Origin of the sequence: Glycomyces sp. MUSA5-2 (genome assembly GCF_037034145.1) — a bacterium.
GTDB classification, from domain to species: Bacteria; Actinomycetota; Actinomycetes; order Mycobacteriales; family Micromonosporaceae; genus Glycomyces; species Glycomyces artemisiae.
The window spans coordinates 1-16,576 of record NZ_JBAGKG010000003.1; the positions used below are offsets into that span (position 1 = coordinate 1).

General features: G+C 70.3%; 9 protein-coding genes. 5 read left to right on the top strand and 4 right to left on the bottom strand.

From position 1 onward, the window contains the following. The first annotated feature begins 124 nt into the window (after positions 1-124). Positions 125-1,102: a LacI family DNA-binding transcriptional regulator gene (locus WA640_RS10300; protein ID WP_335987562.1), complete on the top strand. Its 978-nt coding sequence runs from the start codon at positions 125-127 to the stop codon at positions 1,100-1,102. Positions 1,103-1,133: 31 nt separating this feature from the next. Here the strand turns inward: WA640_RS10300 and WA640_RS10305 are convergent, their stop codons facing one another. Continuing rightward, entirely contained in the window at positions 1,134-1,940 is an 807-nt protein-coding gene (locus tag WA640_RS10305; RefSeq protein ID WP_335987563.1) for an SDR family NAD(P)-dependent oxidoreductase, read from the bottom strand. After that, positions 1,937-3,361 (bottom strand): DHA2 family efflux MFS transporter permease subunit, encoded by a 1,425-nt coding sequence (locus WA640_RS10310; protein WP_335987564.1) that lies wholly within the window; start codon positions 3,359-3,361, stop codon positions 1,937-1,939. Before WA640_RS10310 ends, WA640_RS10305 begins: the two co-directional genes overlap by 4 nt. A 124-nt stretch (positions 3,362-3,485) precedes the next feature. Here WA640_RS10310 and WA640_RS10315 point away from each other — a divergent pair, with 124 nt between their 5' ends. Further along, positions 3,486-4,118 carry a TetR/AcrR family transcriptional regulator C-terminal domain-containing protein gene (locus tag WA640_RS10315; protein ID WP_335987565.1) on the top strand — a complete coding sequence of 211 codons (633 nt, stop codon included), beginning with the start codon at positions 3,486-3,488 and terminating at the stop codon, positions 4,116-4,118. Between the two features lie 105 nt (positions 4,119-4,223). Beyond that, the gene (locus WA640_RS10320; RefSeq protein ID WP_335987566.1) at positions 4,224-5,240 is read left to right on the top strand and encodes a LacI family DNA-binding transcriptional regulator; all 1,017 of its coding nucleotides are present in this window, start codon (positions 4,224-4,226) and stop codon (positions 5,238-5,240) included. Positions 5,241-5,285: 45 nt separating this feature from the next. Here the strand turns inward: WA640_RS10320 and WA640_RS10325 are convergent, their stop codons facing one another. Then, entirely contained in the window at positions 5,286-6,788 is a 1,503-nt protein-coding gene (locus WA640_RS10325) for a non-reducing end alpha-L-arabinofuranosidase family hydrolase (RefSeq protein ID WP_335987567.1), read from the bottom strand. A 328-nt stretch (positions 6,789-7,116) separates the two neighbouring features. Between WA640_RS10325 and WA640_RS10330 the strand changes: the two genes are divergently transcribed. Further along, positions 7,117-8,547: an endo-1,4-beta-xylanase gene (locus WA640_RS10330; RefSeq protein ID WP_335987568.1), complete on the top strand. Its 1,431-nt coding sequence runs from the start codon at positions 7,117-7,119 to the stop codon at positions 8,545-8,547. 79 nt (positions 8,548-8,626) lie between these two features. Here WA640_RS10330 and WA640_RS10335 read toward each other — a convergent pair whose 3' ends face one another. Beyond that, a complete protein-coding gene (locus tag WA640_RS10335) occupies positions 8,627-12,901 on the bottom strand; it encodes a putative Ig domain-containing protein (RefSeq protein WP_335987569.1) in 4,275 nt (1,424 codons plus the stop codon). Positions 12,902-13,149: 248 nt separating this feature from the next. On the opposite strand from WA640_RS10335, the gene WA640_RS10340 reads away from it, so the two are divergent. Next, complete coding sequence (locus WA640_RS10340; protein WP_335987570.1) at positions 13,150-16,551, top strand: hypothetical protein; 3,402 nt, start codon at positions 13,150-13,152, stop codon at positions 16,549-16,551. Positions 16,552-16,576 lie beyond the last annotated feature (25 nt).

The following is a 16,576-nucleotide window of genomic DNA, read 5'->3' on the forward strand; positions in this document are numbered from 1 at the left end:
TACTCTGAGCATGGTCCCTCATGTCGTCTACTACGTATTACTAAAACGTAGTAGGTAGTATGGGCACGCCCAACCCGCGGGGTCAAGATCGTCGCGTGGAATTCTCACGATGGAGGACGCAGGCATGGCGAAACGGCCGACCGGCCACGACGTCGCACGGCTCGCGGGGGTCTCGCAGACGACCGTCTCGCTCGTGTTCACCGGGCGCAGCGGCATCTCGTCCGCGACCCGGGAGCGGGTCCTCGAAGCCGCCGCCGAGCTCGGCTACCGCCCCAACCTCGCCGCCCGCTCCATGCGCACCCACCGCACCGGGCGGCTCGCGGTCGTCATCCCTTACACCGGTCTGAACCTCGCCCACGTCCTGGAAGGCGCCGTGAGCACCGCGCGCGACGCCGGGTACGCCGTCGAGATCGTCAGCCTCCCCGACGACGGGATCGACGCGCTCCTCGACTCCGCCGAGTACGAAGGGGTCCTCTCGTTCTCGCCGGTGCCCGCGCCCCGGAAGGCGGCCGGGGAACCGGCCACCGCGTTCCTCGTCCTCTCCGAGTTCGACGCGGAAATGCACGCGACGGGCGCGTTCAGCGACGCGCAGCCGGTGGTGGAGATGATGGAGCGCCTCGCCGGACTCGGCCACCGGCGCTTCCTGCACCTCGCGGGACCAGCCAGCTACCCTTCGGCGGTCGCGCGCCGCGACGCCTACCTCGCGACGGTCGACCGGCTCGGGCTGGAGTCCCTGGGCGTCGCGGCGACCGACTGGAACGGCACGGCCGCAAAGGAATGCGTGCTCGCGCTGCCCGGCGACGCCCCGCCGCTCGCGATCATCGCCGCGAATGACACCCTCGCGGCGGGCGCGGTCCGCGGCGCGGTCGAGCGCGGCTGGTCCGTCCCCGGCGACGTGAGCGTGACCGGCTGGGACGACGCGCCGCTGAGCGCCCTCTTCATCCCGTCCCTGACCACGGTGTTCCAGGACCGGCGGCGCCTCGGCGCCTACTCGATGCGCCGCCTCGTCGCCGCGGTCCGGGGCGAAGAGGCCCCCGAACGCGAGACCGGCCTTCAGAAGGTCGTGTGGCGCGAGTCCACGGCACCGCCCCGCCCCCGCTGAACGCCGCCTCGGTCCACTGAGCACCCTCCGACTACTCGACCGCGGCGGCGCGCAGGAGCCGCTCGGTGAGGCGGTGGAGGCGGGCGGCCGCCTCGTCGTCGCGGGGCGTGGTGCGGGGATCGACGGGGCGGCCGTTCGCCCAGGCGGTCAACGGTTCGGCGGGCGGGTCGTCGATGAGTGCCGACAGCGGTGGCACGGCGGCGGCGACCGGGCGGGCGGTGCGTTTCATGTGCTCGATCATGGCGGCGGTGGCGGGGTCGTATTCGCCCGCGAAGCTGGAGGCGACGCCGCCGGGGTTGACCAGGGTGTAGCGGGTGCGGGCGGCGGGGTGCTCGGCGGCGAAGGCGAGGCCGAGGAGGTCGTTGGCGCGCCCGGCGTGGAACTGGGCCTCCATACCCGAGTAGCCGCGGCGGAAGGCGAGGTCGTCCCAGCGGATCTCGGGCTTGGGCGCGCCGGGCCCGGAGACGTTCACGACGACCGGAGCGGGCGCGGCCTCCAAGGCGTCGAGCAGGCCGTGGCTCAGCTGGAAGCGGCTGAGGTATTCGAGTGCGAAGCACGCCTCGAAGCCGTCGGGCGTCTCGTGCCGGTGCGAGCGGAAGTACCTGGCGCAGAACACGAGCGCGTCGATCGGGCGGGACGCGAGCAGGTCGGTCACGCGGCGGTGCTCCGCCACCAGGCTGAGGTCGGCGGGGATGAAGCGCGCGCCGAGGGCGGCGAGCGCCGCGCCTTTGGCCTCGTCGCGGCCGATCACGGTGACCGCGTCGCCCAGTGCGAGCCGCTGTCGGGCCAGGGCGGCGCCGATGCCGTCGGTGCCTCCGGTGATGACGAGGTGCTTCATGCTGCGCTCCTTGCGGTTTCGGCGGCGGGTGCGGGGATGTCGGTGCGGCCGGGGAGGAGCCACGTGGCGGCGAGGACCGTCGCGAGGGTCGCGGTGAGGAACCAGTACATGCCCTGGAAGCCGCGCACGGGATCGGCGGCGGTCTCCAAGATGAGGGCGACGACGGCGATGCCGATGGAGCCGCCGAGCTGGTTGAGCGTATAGAGGACCGAGCTGCCTTGGGTCACTTGCGATGCGGGCAGGGTCCGGTACAGCGAGCCCATGACCGGGGCGCTGACGAAGCCGCTGGCGAGGCCCATGACGAGGGTCGCCGCGACGGGCCACGCGATGGGCGTGTCTGCGTCGAGCCGCGTCAGGGCCAGCGCGCACGCCAGGAGCACGACGGCGCCGGCGCGGGCGAGGCTGCGGCTGCCGATGCGGTCGGAGATCCAGCCCGCGAGCGGCATCGAGATGGTGCCGCCGATGCCGAAGGGCGCCACGAGGAGTCCGGCGGTGAGCACCCCGGAGGCGTGCACGTCCTGGTAGTACAGCGGCAGGCCGACGAGGCTCGCGTACATGACGACGCCGGTCATGCCCATGATGGCGACGCTGCCGCTGAAGCCGCGGCTGGCGAACAGCCGCAGGTCGATGAGCGGCTCGGCGCCGGACCGCAGCGCCCGGACCGCGTAGACGGCGAGGAGGACCGCACCCGCGGCGAGCGGGAGGAGCGTCTGCCAGGCGATGAACGCATGGTGCTCGGCGGCCTGGGAGGCCGCGAGCACGAGGGCCGCGACGCCGGGCCCGATGAGCGCGAGGCCGATGACGTCGAGGCGGGGGAGCGCCCGGGCCGCGTCGCGGGGCGGGTCGGCGGGGAGCACGCGCAGGGACAGCGCGAAGACGACGGCGGCGATGGCGATGCCCAGGTGGAACATCCACGGCCAGTCGAGGCGCTCCAGGACGGCGCCGCCGAAGACCGGGCCGACGACGGGCCCGAGCGACAGGACGACGCCCATCAGGCCCATGACACGTCCGGCGCGGGCCGGGCCCGCGGCGCGCGCGAGCAGGATGAGCACGAGCGGGTCGAGGATGCCCGCGCCGAAGCCCTGGACGACGCGGAAGGCGATGAGACTGCCCGCGTCCCAGGCGAGCCCGGCGCCGAGGGAGGCCGCGGCGAACAGGATGAGTCCCGCGAGCCACATGCGGCGCCCACCGAAGCGGTCGACGGCCCAGGTGGTGAAGGGGATGGCGACGGTGACGGCGAGGAGGAACCCGGTCGACGCCCAGCCCATGACGGCCAGCGAGGCGTCGAACTCGGCCGCCAGCAGGTCCAGGCCCACCGCGACCATCGTGCTGCTCAGCAGGCCGAGCACGCCGCCGAGGAGGATCACCCCGACCTGGCGCAGCAGCGCCGCGTCGAGGCGGTCGCTTTCATTCGAGGACAAGACGGCTCCGATCAAAACTAGACTGATGAGTCTAAAAACATGACCTCGAAAGTATTGCATACTCACGGGGACGCAGAACTGGACCCGCGAGTCCAGAACCGGCCCTCTCGGCTACGCTGGCCCGATGGGTGCGGCGACGAAGGCCCCGCGGGGGCGGATGGACAAGCGGCAGGCGATCCTCGCGGCGGCGTTCGCGGAGTTCGCGGCCCGCGGCTACGCCCAGACGGGCGTCGACGAGGTCGCCGCGGCCGCCGGAGTCGCCAAGGCCACCGTCTACAACCACTTCGGCGACAAGGAGACCCTGCTGCGCGAGGCCATCGCCGCCAGCGCCGAGCAGGCCACCGCCAAGAACCTCGCCGCCGTCGAACGCCTCGTCGACACCGGCGGCGACCTGCGCCCGGTCCTCGAAGACGTCGGCCTGCGCCTCATCCAGTGCTACTGCGACGAGGACTCCTGGGCGCTGCGCCGCCTCCTCTACGCCGAGCTCGCGCACCTGCCCGACCTCCTGGAGATCGTCCAGGTCCGGGCCGCCGAGCGCGTCCAGCGCGCCCTCGCCGACCGCCTCGCCCGCCTCGCGCTCGCGGGCCGTCTCGGCGTCACCGACCCCGACGCCGCCGTCGAGCACCTGAGCGCCCTCCTCACCGGCCCCCTCGAAGCCCGCGCCCGCTGGGGCACCCGCCGCCTCCCGGTCAAGGAGATGCGCGAGGTCGCCGCCGCCGCGGTGGACGCATTCCTCACTCTTTACGGCCGCAAGTAGTCCCCGGGGAGCGTCACCATCGGCCGAGGCTTCGGCAAGAGGCGTGTGTTCCGTTCGAAAGTTTCGATGTTAAGCTCGAAACGTTTCGAACGTGAGGGAGTGCTCATGAATCGGCAGTCCCGTCGCGGGAAGGTCACCCTGAACGACGTTGCGGCGAGGGCCGGCGTCTCGCCGTCGACCGTTTCGAAGGTCCTCAATAGTCGTTCCGATGTCTCCGCTGCGACGCGCGAACGCGTGCTCTCCGTGGTCGCCGAGACCGGCTACCGGGCCGCGCCGCGGCGCGACCGGGGAGGGCGGCAGGCGCTGACCGTCGTGCTCGACTTCCTGGCGTCTCCGTATGCGGGCACCCTCATGCAGGAGATGCTCGCCGCCGCAACGGAACTGGAGGCGGACCTGCGGCTCAGCCTGCCTCCGGGCGCGCCCGCGGAGGTGTGGGTGGCCGAGCAGCGGGCGGCCGGGGCGGTCGGGCTCATCGAGCTCGCCGTGCCGCTGCCCGGAGCGGTGCTCGCCGCGGCGCGCGATCAGGGGCTGCCGGTCGTCGCCATCGACCCGCTCGGGATCGCCGATCCCCGCGCGGTCACCATCGGCTCCGCGAACTGGGCCGGGGGCCGCACCGTGACCGAGCATGTGATCCGCTTCGGGCACACGGACATCGCGTGGGTCGGCGGGCCGCTGCACTCGGCGCCGTCCGCGGAGCGGTTCCAGGGGTACCGGGCCGCGCTCGACGCCGCGAACCTTGTTGCCGACCCGGCGCTGATCTGCCACGACGCGTTCACCGTCGAGGCCGGGTTCCGGCACGGCGGCCGCCTGCTCGCCCTCGACCGGCCGCCGACCGCCGTCGTCGCGGGGAACGACGAGATCGCCATCGGCGTGCTCGCCGCGGCGAGGGAGCGGGGCGTCGACGTGCCCCGCGACCTGTCGGTCACCGGGTTCGACGGCACCCCGCTCGCCGAATGGGCCACGCCCGGACTCACCTCGGTGGAGCAGCCGCTCGCTGGCATGGGCCGGATGGCCGTGGAGACCGTGCTCGGCATGGCCCAGGGCGTGCGGCCCGCGTCCCGGCACCTGCAACTCGCGACGACCCTGACCGTTCGCGACTCGACCGGCCCTGTCTCCGTTTGAGTGCTTCGAGCGGCCGGAAGCTCGCGAGGCCCCGGCCGCCGATTCCTAAGTGATGGTCCATTGTTGGTTGGTGCCGGTGTGGCAGGCCCACAACTGGACCCGGGTCGCGTTGGCGGTGGCTGCGCCCGAGACGTCCAGGCACGTGCCCGTGGCGGTGTTCCTCAGCGTGCCGTTGGAGCCCAGGACCCATTTCTGGTTCGCGCCGCCGTGGCACGACCAGATCACCGCGGCCGTCCCGTTCGCGCTAGAGGACCCGGAGGCGTCCAGGCACTTGCGCGAGGACCCGGTGTAGACCGACAGCTCCCCGTTCGCGAACGTCCACTGCTGGTTCGCACCCGACCAGCAGTCGTAGATCTGCAACTGCGTCCCGTTCGTCGTCGACTGGTTCGGCACATCCAAACACCGACCCGAACCCACACCACGCACCTGACCGGAGTCACTGCCGCCGCCGGGCGAGCCGCAGTCGGGCGTCGGGTTCGTGTTGGTGAGCAGCCCGAGCCGGTAGGGGAGCTGCGAGTACTCGCCGCCCGAGTTCGGGTTCCTGCCCTGGTACAGGTACTGCATGCTGCACGGGTTGATCTCCATGGTCTGGTTCCCGTCGGTGCGGACCATCTCGCCGTGGCTGATGTCGCTCGTCCACGCCCCGCCCGGGAACGTGACGTTGGCGGCGCCGGCGAAGGGGTTGGACTGGGTGTCGGCCAGCGGGGTCCACTCCCCGAAGTTCGCGTCGAGCTGGTTCGAGGTCCACGACCGGAAGTAGCGGACGCCGCCCGAGCCGATGCCCTCGACCACGAGCAGGTACTGGCCGCTGTCGCCGACCTTGTAGACGTTGGTGGCCTCGAACAGGCTCTGGTTCGGGGCCTCCATGAACAGCTCGACGTCGCCGAAGCCGTTCGGGAACTCCGCCACGGTCGTCTGCGCCCGGTAGAACTTCTGCTTGTCGTTGTTGAAGTACAGGTAGCAGTTCACCTCGTCGCAGGCGATCCAGTAGTCCAGGATGTACGACGAGCCGGCGTCGGCGATCCCGTGGTTGCTCATGAAGTTCCGCGGCGCCGAGGCGCTCTGCGGCTGCCCAGGGTCGGTAAGGGTCGAGAACGACGGCAGTCCGGTCTGGTACAGCAGGTACCACTGGTCGTCGGGTTCGAAGTAGAACACCTGAGGCGCGGCGCGGTAGCCGCCGCCGATCGGGGTGCGGGACAGGTGGTACTGCGGCGCCTGGCCCGCCTGGCTCCAGTCGGTGAAGCCGCCGAAGTAGGTGAGGGACCAGCCGCCGTTGGAGTCGGCGGTGGTGGCGTACACGTGGTACTTTCCGTCGACCTGCACGACCGACGGGTCCTTGACCGAGACGAGGGTCCGTCCCGGCGCGGTCTGCTGCGGGGCGACCAGCGCTCCGGTCGAGGTCCAGCGGAACGTGGTGGGCAGGGGCGCGGCCGATGCCGGGGCGGGCGCGGGGTCCGCTGCCACACTCAGTGTCGCCGCGGCGAGCGCCGCGACCAGTGTCAGCGCCAGCATGGCGAGCCGGGGTCGCCATCGGGTCGGCAGTCTCATGGGATGCCTCTCTGCTCGGGTCTTGCGTGGTTATCGTTAACAACCGCAACGGAACTCGAATGTTTCGAAGTCGGCTCCGAACGTTGACGGTGCACACAGGATAGCCAGCGGCTTCGCGATATGTAAATAGATCGATGTCAACGAAGTCGGCCCGGCCGCCCTGAGCGGCCCTTGACTAGATATCGACTCATGTCTATAGTTCGAATCACGTAAGTTTCGGAACTTCTCCGAAAACTTTCGACGACTCCGGAGCCGCGCGCACCCGGTGCCCCGGCATCCCCGGACGCGCCGCCTGCGGAGTACCTGAGCCACAGGGAGCACCATCGCCATGAGAAACAGTCCAACGAGCCGACGGCGCCGCGCCTGGTCGGCGCTCGCCGCGCTCGCGGTCGCGAGCCTGGGCGCCACCACCGCGCTCGTGCTGTCGGCCGCGCCCGCGCAGGCCGCGAGCACGCTCGGCGCCTCGGCCGCCGAGTCCGGCCGCTACTTCGGCGCCGCCGTCGCCGGCAACCGCCTCAGCGAGTCCGGCTACGCCAACACCCTCGGGACCGAGTTCAACTCGGTGGTCGCCGAGAACGCCATGAAGTGGGACGCCACCGAGCCCAACCCGGGCCAGTTCACCTTCTCCGGCGGCGACCAGATCGTCAGCTGGGCCCAGGCCCGCGGGATGAAGGTCCGCGGCCACACCCTCGTCTGGCACGCGCAGCAGCCGGGCTGGGTCCAGGGCCTCACCGGGAACAACCTGCGCAACGCCATGGTCAACCACATCACCGGCGTCGCGAACCACTACGAGGGCAAGGTCTTCGCGTGGGACGTCGTCAACGAGGCGTTCGAGTGGGACGGCTCGCGCCGCCAGTCGAACCTCCAGCAGCAGTTGGGGAACGGCTGGATTGAAGAGGCGTTCCGCGCCGCCGACGCCGCCGACCCGAACGCCCGGCTCTGCTACAACGACTACGGCACCGACGGGATCAACTCCAAGAGCACCGCGATCTACAACATGGTGCGCGACTTCAAGGCCCGCGGCGTCCCCATCGACTGCGTCGGCTTCCAGAGCCACCTCAGCGCGGGCGACAACCTGAGCAGCTACCAGTCCAACCTCCAGCGCTTCGCCGACCTCGGCGTGGCTGTGGAGATCACGGAGCTCGACGTCGGCGGCTCCGGCTCGGCCCAGGCGGCCACGTTCGGGACCGTCACCCAGGCGTGCATGGCCGTCGCGCGCTGCACCGGCATCACCGTCTGGGGCGTCACCGACAAGTACTCCTGGCGCAATGACGACCCGCTCCTCTTCGACGACAACTACCAGAAGAAGCAGGCGTACACCTCGGTGCTCAACGCGCTGAACAGCGGTACGCCCGGTGGTGGTGAGGACGCTGGTCAGGTTCGTGGTGTGGGTTCGGGGCGTTGTCTGGATGTGCCGAACCAGTCGACGACGAACGGGACGCAGTTGCAGATCTATGACTGCTGGTCGGGTGCGAACCAGCAGTGGACGTTCGCGAACGGGGAGCTGTCGGTGTACTCGGGGTCCTCGCGCAAATGCCTGGACGCCTCGGGGTCCTCTAGTGCGAACGGGACGGCCGCGGTGATCTGGTCGTGCCACGGCGGCGCGAACCAGAAATGGGTGCTGGGCTCTAACGGGACCTTGCGGAACACCGCGACGGGCACGTGCCTGGACGTCTCGGGCGCGGCCACGGCCAACGGCTCGCGCGTCCAGCTGTGGGCCTGCACCAACGGCACCAACCAACAATGGACCATCGTCTGAGCAGATAGATGAGGGAAGCGATCGCCCGGGCCCCAAAGGGACCCGGGCGATCGTGTGCGCGGTAGCGCCTGCTCGGGCGCTATGCCTGGATCAGGCCCGCGAGCGCGTCGGCGAGGGCCGCCGCCGCATCGTCCACCTCCTCCTGCGCGGCGCCTTGATCGTCCGAGGCCGCCGCCGCGGCGTCCCGAGCGGCGACCAGGGCGGCCCAGGTCTCCGCCGTCCAGTCGGACTCGTGCAGCGCGGCAGCGTCGTCCAGCAGCACGGCGAGCCCCGACTTGTCGACGACCGCGACGATGAACTGGAGTTCGGCCACATTGCAGTAGCCGTTGCCTCCGCTGATGCGCAGCGCCCCGAAGTCCACGGGTTCGGCCAGGTCGATCGTGTTCCATCCGCGCACCGGCGTCCCGGTGTTCGCGAACGCGGTCCAGGTGGCGCCTCCGTCGGTGGAGCCGTCGATCGACATGTTCGTCGCGCGGTTCACCGCGGCGTCCTTCGGGAAGTACCTGACGCCGACCACCTCGAACCCGGTCCCGTCGTCCGGGACCACGGTGTTCGTGCACGACTTCGTCGTGGTGTCGGTCCAGGTGCCGGTGTCCCCGTCGAACATCCGCCAGCCGTTGTCGGCGGCGTCGAGCTTGTCGTCCCAGCTCACCGTGCTCGCGGTGACCCAGTCCGGGTCGAGCGCGGCCGGCGCCTCGGTCACCAGGGGGTCCAGGAGGCCCCAGGCGTCGATGAGCCGCCGCGCGAGCGCGTCCTCGTCGGCGCCCGGCTCCTCGGCGGCCTCGCGGACCGCCGCCACCTCGCGCGGGAAGAGGATCCGCGAACCCCGGCTGTACTGCGACAGGTCGACGGCGTCGGCCTGCGCCAGCACGGTGTCGAGGTCCCCGCTGACGTCGCCGAAGATTCTGAACTCCGCGACCGAGACGGCGTACCGGTTGCGCAGCCGCAGGTACCGGTACGGGGTCTCGTCCCCGGACTCGAGGTTCTGCCAGTCGTACCCGCGGAACGCCGGCTCCGTCAGGGTCGTCCAGTGCTCAAGGTCGTTGGAGCCCTGGAAGACCATGGTGTCGATGAGGCCCGGGTACCTGGTGTCCTGGTTGATCAGGAAGTCGACGCGGTCGAGCGCGAGCCCGCGGCCCTCGCCGAAGTCCCAGGTGATGTGGTACTCGCCGGTGGTCCCGCTCAGCGCGCCGACGGAGTTCGCACTGCCGTCGAGCATGAGCGCGGCCTGCGCCTCCCTCGCGGCGTCGGGCGCGCCGCCGTCGTCCACGACTTCGGCGAACACCGCCGGATCGACCATGTCGCGCTCATCGGAGAAGTACAGGCGGCTGAAGTCCGTCGTCCCGAGCACCGCCGGCGCGGCTTCGCCGCCGATGCTGTAGTCGATGCTGAACGGCACGTCGCCCACCGGCTCGTCCTCGCCGAGCTCGATCGCGGCCGTCCAGGACAGGCCGTCCTCGCTGACCGCCTCGACCTCGTGGCCGCCGATCTCGACCGCCACGTCGGAGATCGCCTCGTCGCTGGTGAACGCGAGTTCGGCGGTGTCACCCGAGGTCACCCGCTCCCGCAGCGCGCCAGGAGAGGTGAGGGACGCGGTGTCGATCGCGCCGGGCAGCTCGGTGCGCTCGCCCATGATGTGGAACTCGTCGACGATCCAGATGCCCGGGTAGGCCGGGTCGTTCGGCAGTGCGGGCTCGTCGACCTGGAGCTTGAGGAAGCGGTACTCCTCCCCGCGGTGCTCCTCGACGACCGGGATGTGCTCCCAGCTGTTGACCTCGGCGGTGGGCCGCTCCGACAGCAGGTCCCATTCGATCCCGTCGTTCGAGCCGTACACGTTCGTCCCGGCCGAGCGCATCGCGAACGCGTACGGGCCCTGGAACGCGAACTCCTCTGCGGCGACCCGGAAGCGCGTCCCGAAGTCGAGCACGAAGGAGGTGTGCAGGATGTTACCGGTGTGGCCGGGGCCGACGATGGTGTCGACCTGGGCGGCGGTGACGTCGTGCGGCGTGACGACGCCGCCGGAGATGTCGAGCCCGCCGTCCTCCAGACGCGGGTTGAGGAGCCGGTTCGCCTCGGCCGCATCGCGAAGCGCATCGAGCGCGGCCAGGAACTCCTCGTCCGTGCCCGACTCGGACGCCTCCTTGGCCGAATGCAGCGCCGCGTCGAACTGCGCGGCGCTGGCGGTCTCGTACACGGCGTTGGGGTCGTACACGTCGGCCAGCAGGGCGTCGATCGTCTTGGGCCGGTTGGCCGCGACGACGAGTTCGAAGGTCCGGGAAGCGGTGGTCTCGCCGTCGTCGGCGAAGATCCGCACTTCGTGGCGGCCCCGGTCGGCGTCGCCGGGCGTCCAGGTGAGGTCGCCGGTCGCGGTGTCGAACGAGGCGCCTTCGGGCAGGCCGTCAGCCGAGTACACGACGTCCCCGCCGGTGTCGACCGCCTTGACGTCGAGCGTCCGCTCCATGTTCGCGGCGAGGTAGAGGGTCCCGTCGGCCTGCGGGAACTGCGGCGGCGTCAGGTCCTGGGCGCCCGTGACGATCACCCGGTCCATGTCCACGGTGGTGCCGTCGGCCCCGGTGAGCCTGAAGTAGTTGATCGGGTTTCCGGACATCGGGTAGGCGACGTAGCGCCACTCTCCCCCGGTGTCGGGGAGGTCCTGCGCAGCCAGGACGCTCTCGGGCGCCTCATTCGGGTTGAGCCCCGAGGGCCCGGGGTTGCGGAGCACGTCCAAGTGCGCGGGGCCGTCGCTGCGGTACCGCAGGCCGAACACGGCCCCCTGGGGGAACTCCAAGCGGCTCATGGCACTGGTCGTGCCCTCCTCGCTGAGGCTCGCTCGCGCGAACGTCGCACCGTCCTCGGTGACGAGCTCGGTCCGGTCGTCGAGCATGATCCCGGCCTTGTCGAAGCGCCACGCGGGGTCCTCGCGCTGGGGCGGCGGCTCCGTCCCGGCCAGCTCCTCGGGGAACGCGACCCAGTACTCGGGGTTCTTGTCGCCCGGTCCCCAGAAGTTCGCCGCCGAGGAGCCGCGGGTGTAGAGCGGACCGTCCATCCGGGACGCCAGCTGGGCGAGCCACGGCGCTTCGGCCTCGACGTCGACGCCGCGCTCGATCCCGTACTCGTAGTACAGCTCCGCGACCGAGATCGTGTTGAAGATGCGGCCCCGGTACGACTGCGAGACGGTGCCGAACCAGTCGTCCCCGCGCTCGTCGACCCACGGCATCCAGCCGCCCTGCATGTACTTGTAGAACTGCTCGGCCCCCTGGAGGAGCCGCTGGTCGAGGAAGTCGTACGCGGACACCGCATCCGAGGCCGTGGAGACGGTCCCGGCGGTCGGATCGACCTTCGTGCCCTGCACTTCGAGCATCCGCGCCAGCCCGGCGAAGTTGTCGATGTTGCACTCGCCGTGGGCCTGATCGCGGCCCATCTCGCGGACCTGCACGAAGTCGTACCCGTAGGGGTTGATCGGGTCGTCGGCCCCGATGAGCGGCATCTGCTCGGCCATCGAGCCGTTGTCGTACGCGTCGTCGCCCTCGTTGACGGTGAACCACTCCACGCCCGTGGCGTAGCCCTCGGGGTCGTCCGAGTAGATCGCGGTCGCGATGCGCCCGAACAGGCCGAAGTTGTGCTGGTTCATCCAGGTGTGGTTGGAGTACAGGAACGTCTCCACCACGGGGTTCGCGAAGTTCGCGAGCAAGCGCTCGTCGTCCTGTTCGGACCAGACCACGTCGTAGCCGCCGTACTCGCCGGGGGAGTCGTCCTCGATAGGGTCCGTGGCGCGGATGATCTCGGCGGCCATGAGGAACTGGTACAGCGGGTGCCCGGTGTGGATGTGCGCGTCGGGGAAGTACGTGTACCCCTCGGGGTCCATGTCGGCCCAGACGCGCAGCGCCTGGATCGCGTTCCTGCGGTACACCTCGTCGCCGGTGTTGACCCACATGAGCGCCTGAGTGAGGGCGCCGAAGGAGTCGTTGGTCTCCCGGCCACGCATCCCGGCGTCGACGAAGGTCTCGGTCTTCGCCTTGTCGGGTTCGGCCGCCGACAGGGCGTTCGAGGCCCGCCAGGTCGTGGACGCGAAGCCGGTCTTGGTCATTGCGTCGAAATAGGACGCCCACGGCTCCTGGCCCGAGCGGACCATCTCCTGCGTGGTCCGCAGGTCGTCGGCCGAGAGGCCGACGCCGGGGTGGACGAACCCGGCGTCGCTCACCGTCTCGTTGATCGCGACCACATTCTCGGTGATCAGGTCGGGGGGTTCGGCGGCCGCCGCGGGCGGGGACGCCGCCAGCATGCCCGCCGCGAGCGCCAGCACTGCCGCCGCCGCGGTCGGCCAGGGCCGTCCTCTGGACTGGGTCTGCTTCATCGCAGGTTCCTTCCGTCGTCCGGCACGCGCAGAAGGGGGACAGGGGCGGCGTGCCGGGGTGTGAGGATATCGTTATCCATCGATTGATGCTAATGGTGCCAGGAACAGGAAGCAAGACTCCGATATCGTTTTCCTGAAAACGCGTGCCATGACGGCCGCGGCCCACCGATTGCCTTGCTCTGATCGTAGGATTGGGATATCGTTATCCCTCGATGGAAAACGATCTCTCGAACGGAGTAGTCCCGCTCATGCAACCCCCCACGGCCGCCTCCCGCCGCCGACGCGCCCTGCCACGGCGCGCCGCAGCGCTCATGGCGGCGATGCTGCTCTCCATAGGACTCGTCCAACTCGTCGCCCCCGGCGCCGCCCCCGTACAGGCGGCCGCCACCTGCGACGTCCAGATCAACGCCACGACAAGCGAATCCGGGTTCAGCCATCCCGGCATCGGGCTCACCGAGCCGATCATCGAGAACGTGCGCACCCAGCTCGCGGTCGGAGCCGAGCCCTGGGCCTCCGGGTTCGCGGATCTCCAGGCGTCCGCCTCCGGGGGCGAGAACGTGCGCCCGTCCAACGCCGGGTCCGACCCGACCAAGCCGCGCACGACCGCGTTCAACGCGGGGACCAAGGGCATGTTCGTCGCCGACGGCGAGAAGGCCTACGCCCAGGCGGTCATGTACGTGCTCACCGGGAAGGAGGTCCACCGCAAGAACGCGCAGGACATCCTCCGCAACTGGGCGCAGATGGACCCCGCGAAGTACGAGTACCACGCGGACTCGCACATCTACACCGGCGTGCCGCTCTTCCGCATGGCCTCCGCCGCCGAGCTGCTGCGCTACACCGACTGCGGCGACGACGAGGCCTACCCCTGGACCGAGACCGACACGCAGGCGCTGACCGACAACCTCATCGAGCCGGCCATCGCGACGTTCATGTCCTCGCCGGACCGCTTCATGAACCAGCACAACTACCCGCTGCTGGGCTCCATGGCCGGGGCGATCTTCATGGACGACAAGGACCTGTACGAGGAGAAGGTCGAGTGGTTCACCGTCAACGAGTCCGCCAAGGACGAGGGCTTCAACGGCTCCGTCGCACGGCTGGCCCGCTGGGTGGACACGAACGACAAGACCGGTGAGCCGATCGACGACCCGCACGTGCAGCTCGTCGAGATGGGCCGCGACCAGGCCCACGGCGGCGGCAACCTCACGAACTTCGCGGCCCTGTCGCGCATGCTGATGTCCCAGGGCACCGAGGTCGACCCGGTCGACGGCACGGTCTCGACCGCCGACGACGCGGTGGGCCCCTACGAGTTCCTCGACGACCGCCTCCTCAAGGCCGCCGACTACTTCTGGCAGTTCATGCTCGGCTACGACACCGAGTGGACCCCCGTCGCGTACGCGATCTCGCCGGACGGCACGATCCGCGACACCTACGACCACATCGCGGACGGCTACCGCGGCCGGTACGCGACCGCGAGCTTCTGGGAGTTCTACTACCACTACAAGTTCGAGCGCGGCCTCGACGTCGAGGAGATCGCGCCCTACTTCGCCGAGGCCTACGCCAAGCGCCCCAGGATCGGCTGGGAGGGGCACGACGGCGGCGGCGACTCGTGGCTGTTCGCGCCCGCCGAGGCGGCGGGGGAGGCGGCGACCCCGCCGGGCGACCCGACCGTCCTCGAAGTCGAGCAGCGCTACACGCACCTGTCCGGTGACGTCGAGGCCGGCGACGGCTACGTGAGCATGGCCGACGGCTCGGAGATCGCCTACCTCAGCGGCGCCACCAACCAACCCGAACTGGGCTTCCTCGTCCGCACCGAGGACGACGCCGTGCTCAACCTCCGCACCCAGCGGAACGGCCAGTCCATCGACCAGGTGTACCCGGTGACGATTCCGGACACCGGCGGCGAATGGCGCTACGTCACGACCGACGGGCCCATGGACAACATCCTGTTCATCGCGGCCGAAGGCGGCGCGGTCGACATCGACCACATCAACACCAACGCCGCGGCCGAACTCGACCCGCTCGCCTTCCCCGAGGACGCCGCCGACCGCGTCGTCGGCTGGGACGGCGCCGACCTCGCCCTCGACCTCGCCGCCACCGGAGCCGACGGCATCGCCTACAGCGCCGCCGGACTCCCCGACGGCGCCGCATTCGACACCGCCACCGGGCAGCTCACCTGGACCGGCGAGGACTCGGGGACGGTCACCGTCGCCGCCGACGACGGCACGAGCGCCGTCGCGCGCACGATCGTCCTCGACGCCGCCGCCGACCGCGAAGGGGCGCTGGCCCTGGCAGAGGAGGACTTCGAACCCGAGGACGGATACGAGTCCGCGACCGAGGCCGCTTTCACCGCCGCGCGAGACGCGGCCGAAGCGGCGCTCGACGACGGCACCGACGCGGAGTTCGCGACCGCCTTGGCTGGCATGGTCGCCGCGTTCGACGGCCTCCGCCTGATCTCGCCGAAGACCGATGCGGACGGCAGCCTCGACTTCCCGGACCTCCTCCACTCGTCCACCGCGAAGCAGTACGCGGGGACCCTCGTGGACGGCGACAACCAGACCGGCCTCGGCTATCCCTTGGCCGTCAACATGTCGCACACATTCGACTTCGGCGCCGACTTCCGGGTCTCGGCCAGGGAGTTCGGCTTCCAGAGCAACATCTTCGAAGACCGGCTCGCCAACTCGACGGTGTACGGCTCGAACGACGGTGTGAACTGGACCCGGCTCACCCCGGGGGCCACGCAGTACACGCAGGACTTCAACACCCTCGAAGTGAGTCCGGAACTCCGGGACGACCAGTTCCGGTACGTCAAGGTCCAGATGATCGAACAGCTGCCGGAAGTCCTGTACGGGCACATCAGCACCGTGTTCGAGATGACCGAGTTCCACATCTACGGCGAGCGCCACGAGATCGGCAACCGGATCGCGTCGGCCACGATCGCCTCCGACGACGCGATCGCCGGGAAGGTCTCGAACGGCGACACCGTGAACGTCGCGGTCACCACGAGGGAACCGGTCGACGCCGTCACGGTGAACGTGATGGGCATCGAAGCCTCTGCGACATCGGAGGACGGCGTCAACTGGCTCGCCTCGGTCGCCCTCGACGGCGTCGAACCGGGCACGGTCACCCTCGCCGTCGACTACACCGACGACGGCGAGGCCGGGCCGACCCTCTACGGCGCCACCGAAGGCGCGAGCCTGTTCGTCGGCGGCGACGGCGACCGATTGATCGACGTCGCGAATCTCGCCACGGTCCTCGCCTCCGACAAGCAGTGGCCCGGCAACGGCCTACCCGCCGACCAGGTCGGCTACCTGCTCTTCGACCATGACGGCGCCACCTACGGCGACCTCAACACCGGCACCGGCTCCTACTACACGATCGACTTCGGCGCGGGAACCGAAGCGCACCTCGACGAGGCGTACTTCCTGCCGCGGGCCTCGCATCCGACGCGGGCCAACGGCACGATCGTGCAGGGCTCGGACGACGGGACCACCTGGACCGACCTGACCGCGGCGCTCACCGGCGCTGCCGCGGACAAGTGGATCCAGCGGACCGCCACCGGCGACGACCACTACCGGTACCTCCGCATCTACAACGCGGGAGCCTGGAGCGGCAACCTCGCCGAAGTCGAGCTCTACGGCGACCTCGCCTGATCACCGACCGTTTCGGCCGCCCGCC

Excerpts from the sequence above, each read along its gene's own strand:
- WA640_RS10320 (WP_335987566.1), top strand. The coding sequence starts at position 4,224 with ATGAATCGGCAGTCCCGTCGCGGGAAGGTCACCCTGAACGACGTTGCG.
- WA640_RS10300 (WP_335987562.1), top strand. The coding sequence starts at position 125 with ATGGCGAAACGGCCGACCGGCCACGACGTCGCACGGCTCGCGGGGGTC.
- WA640_RS10305 (WP_335987563.1), bottom strand. The coding sequence starts at position 1,940 with ATGAAGCACCTCGTCATCACCGGAGGCACCGACGGCATCGGCGCCGCC.
- WA640_RS10340 (WP_335987570.1), top strand. The coding sequence starts at position 13,150 with ATGCAACCCCCCACGGCCGCCTCCCGCCGCCGACGCGCCCTGCCACGG.
- WA640_RS10330 (WP_335987568.1), top strand. The coding sequence starts at position 7,117 with ATGAGAAACAGTCCAACGAGCCGACGGCGCCGCGCCTGGTCGGCGCTC.
- WA640_RS10325 (WP_335987567.1), bottom strand. The coding sequence starts at position 6,788 with ATGAGACTGCCGACCCGATGGCGACCCCGGCTCGCCATGCTGGCGCTG.
- WA640_RS10315 (WP_335987565.1), top strand. The coding sequence starts at position 3,486 with ATGGGTGCGGCGACGAAGGCCCCGCGGGGGCGGATGGACAAGCGGCAG.
- WA640_RS10335 (WP_335987569.1), bottom strand. The coding sequence starts at position 12,901 with ATGAAGCAGACCCAGTCCAGAGGACGGCCCTGGCCGACCGCGGCGGCG.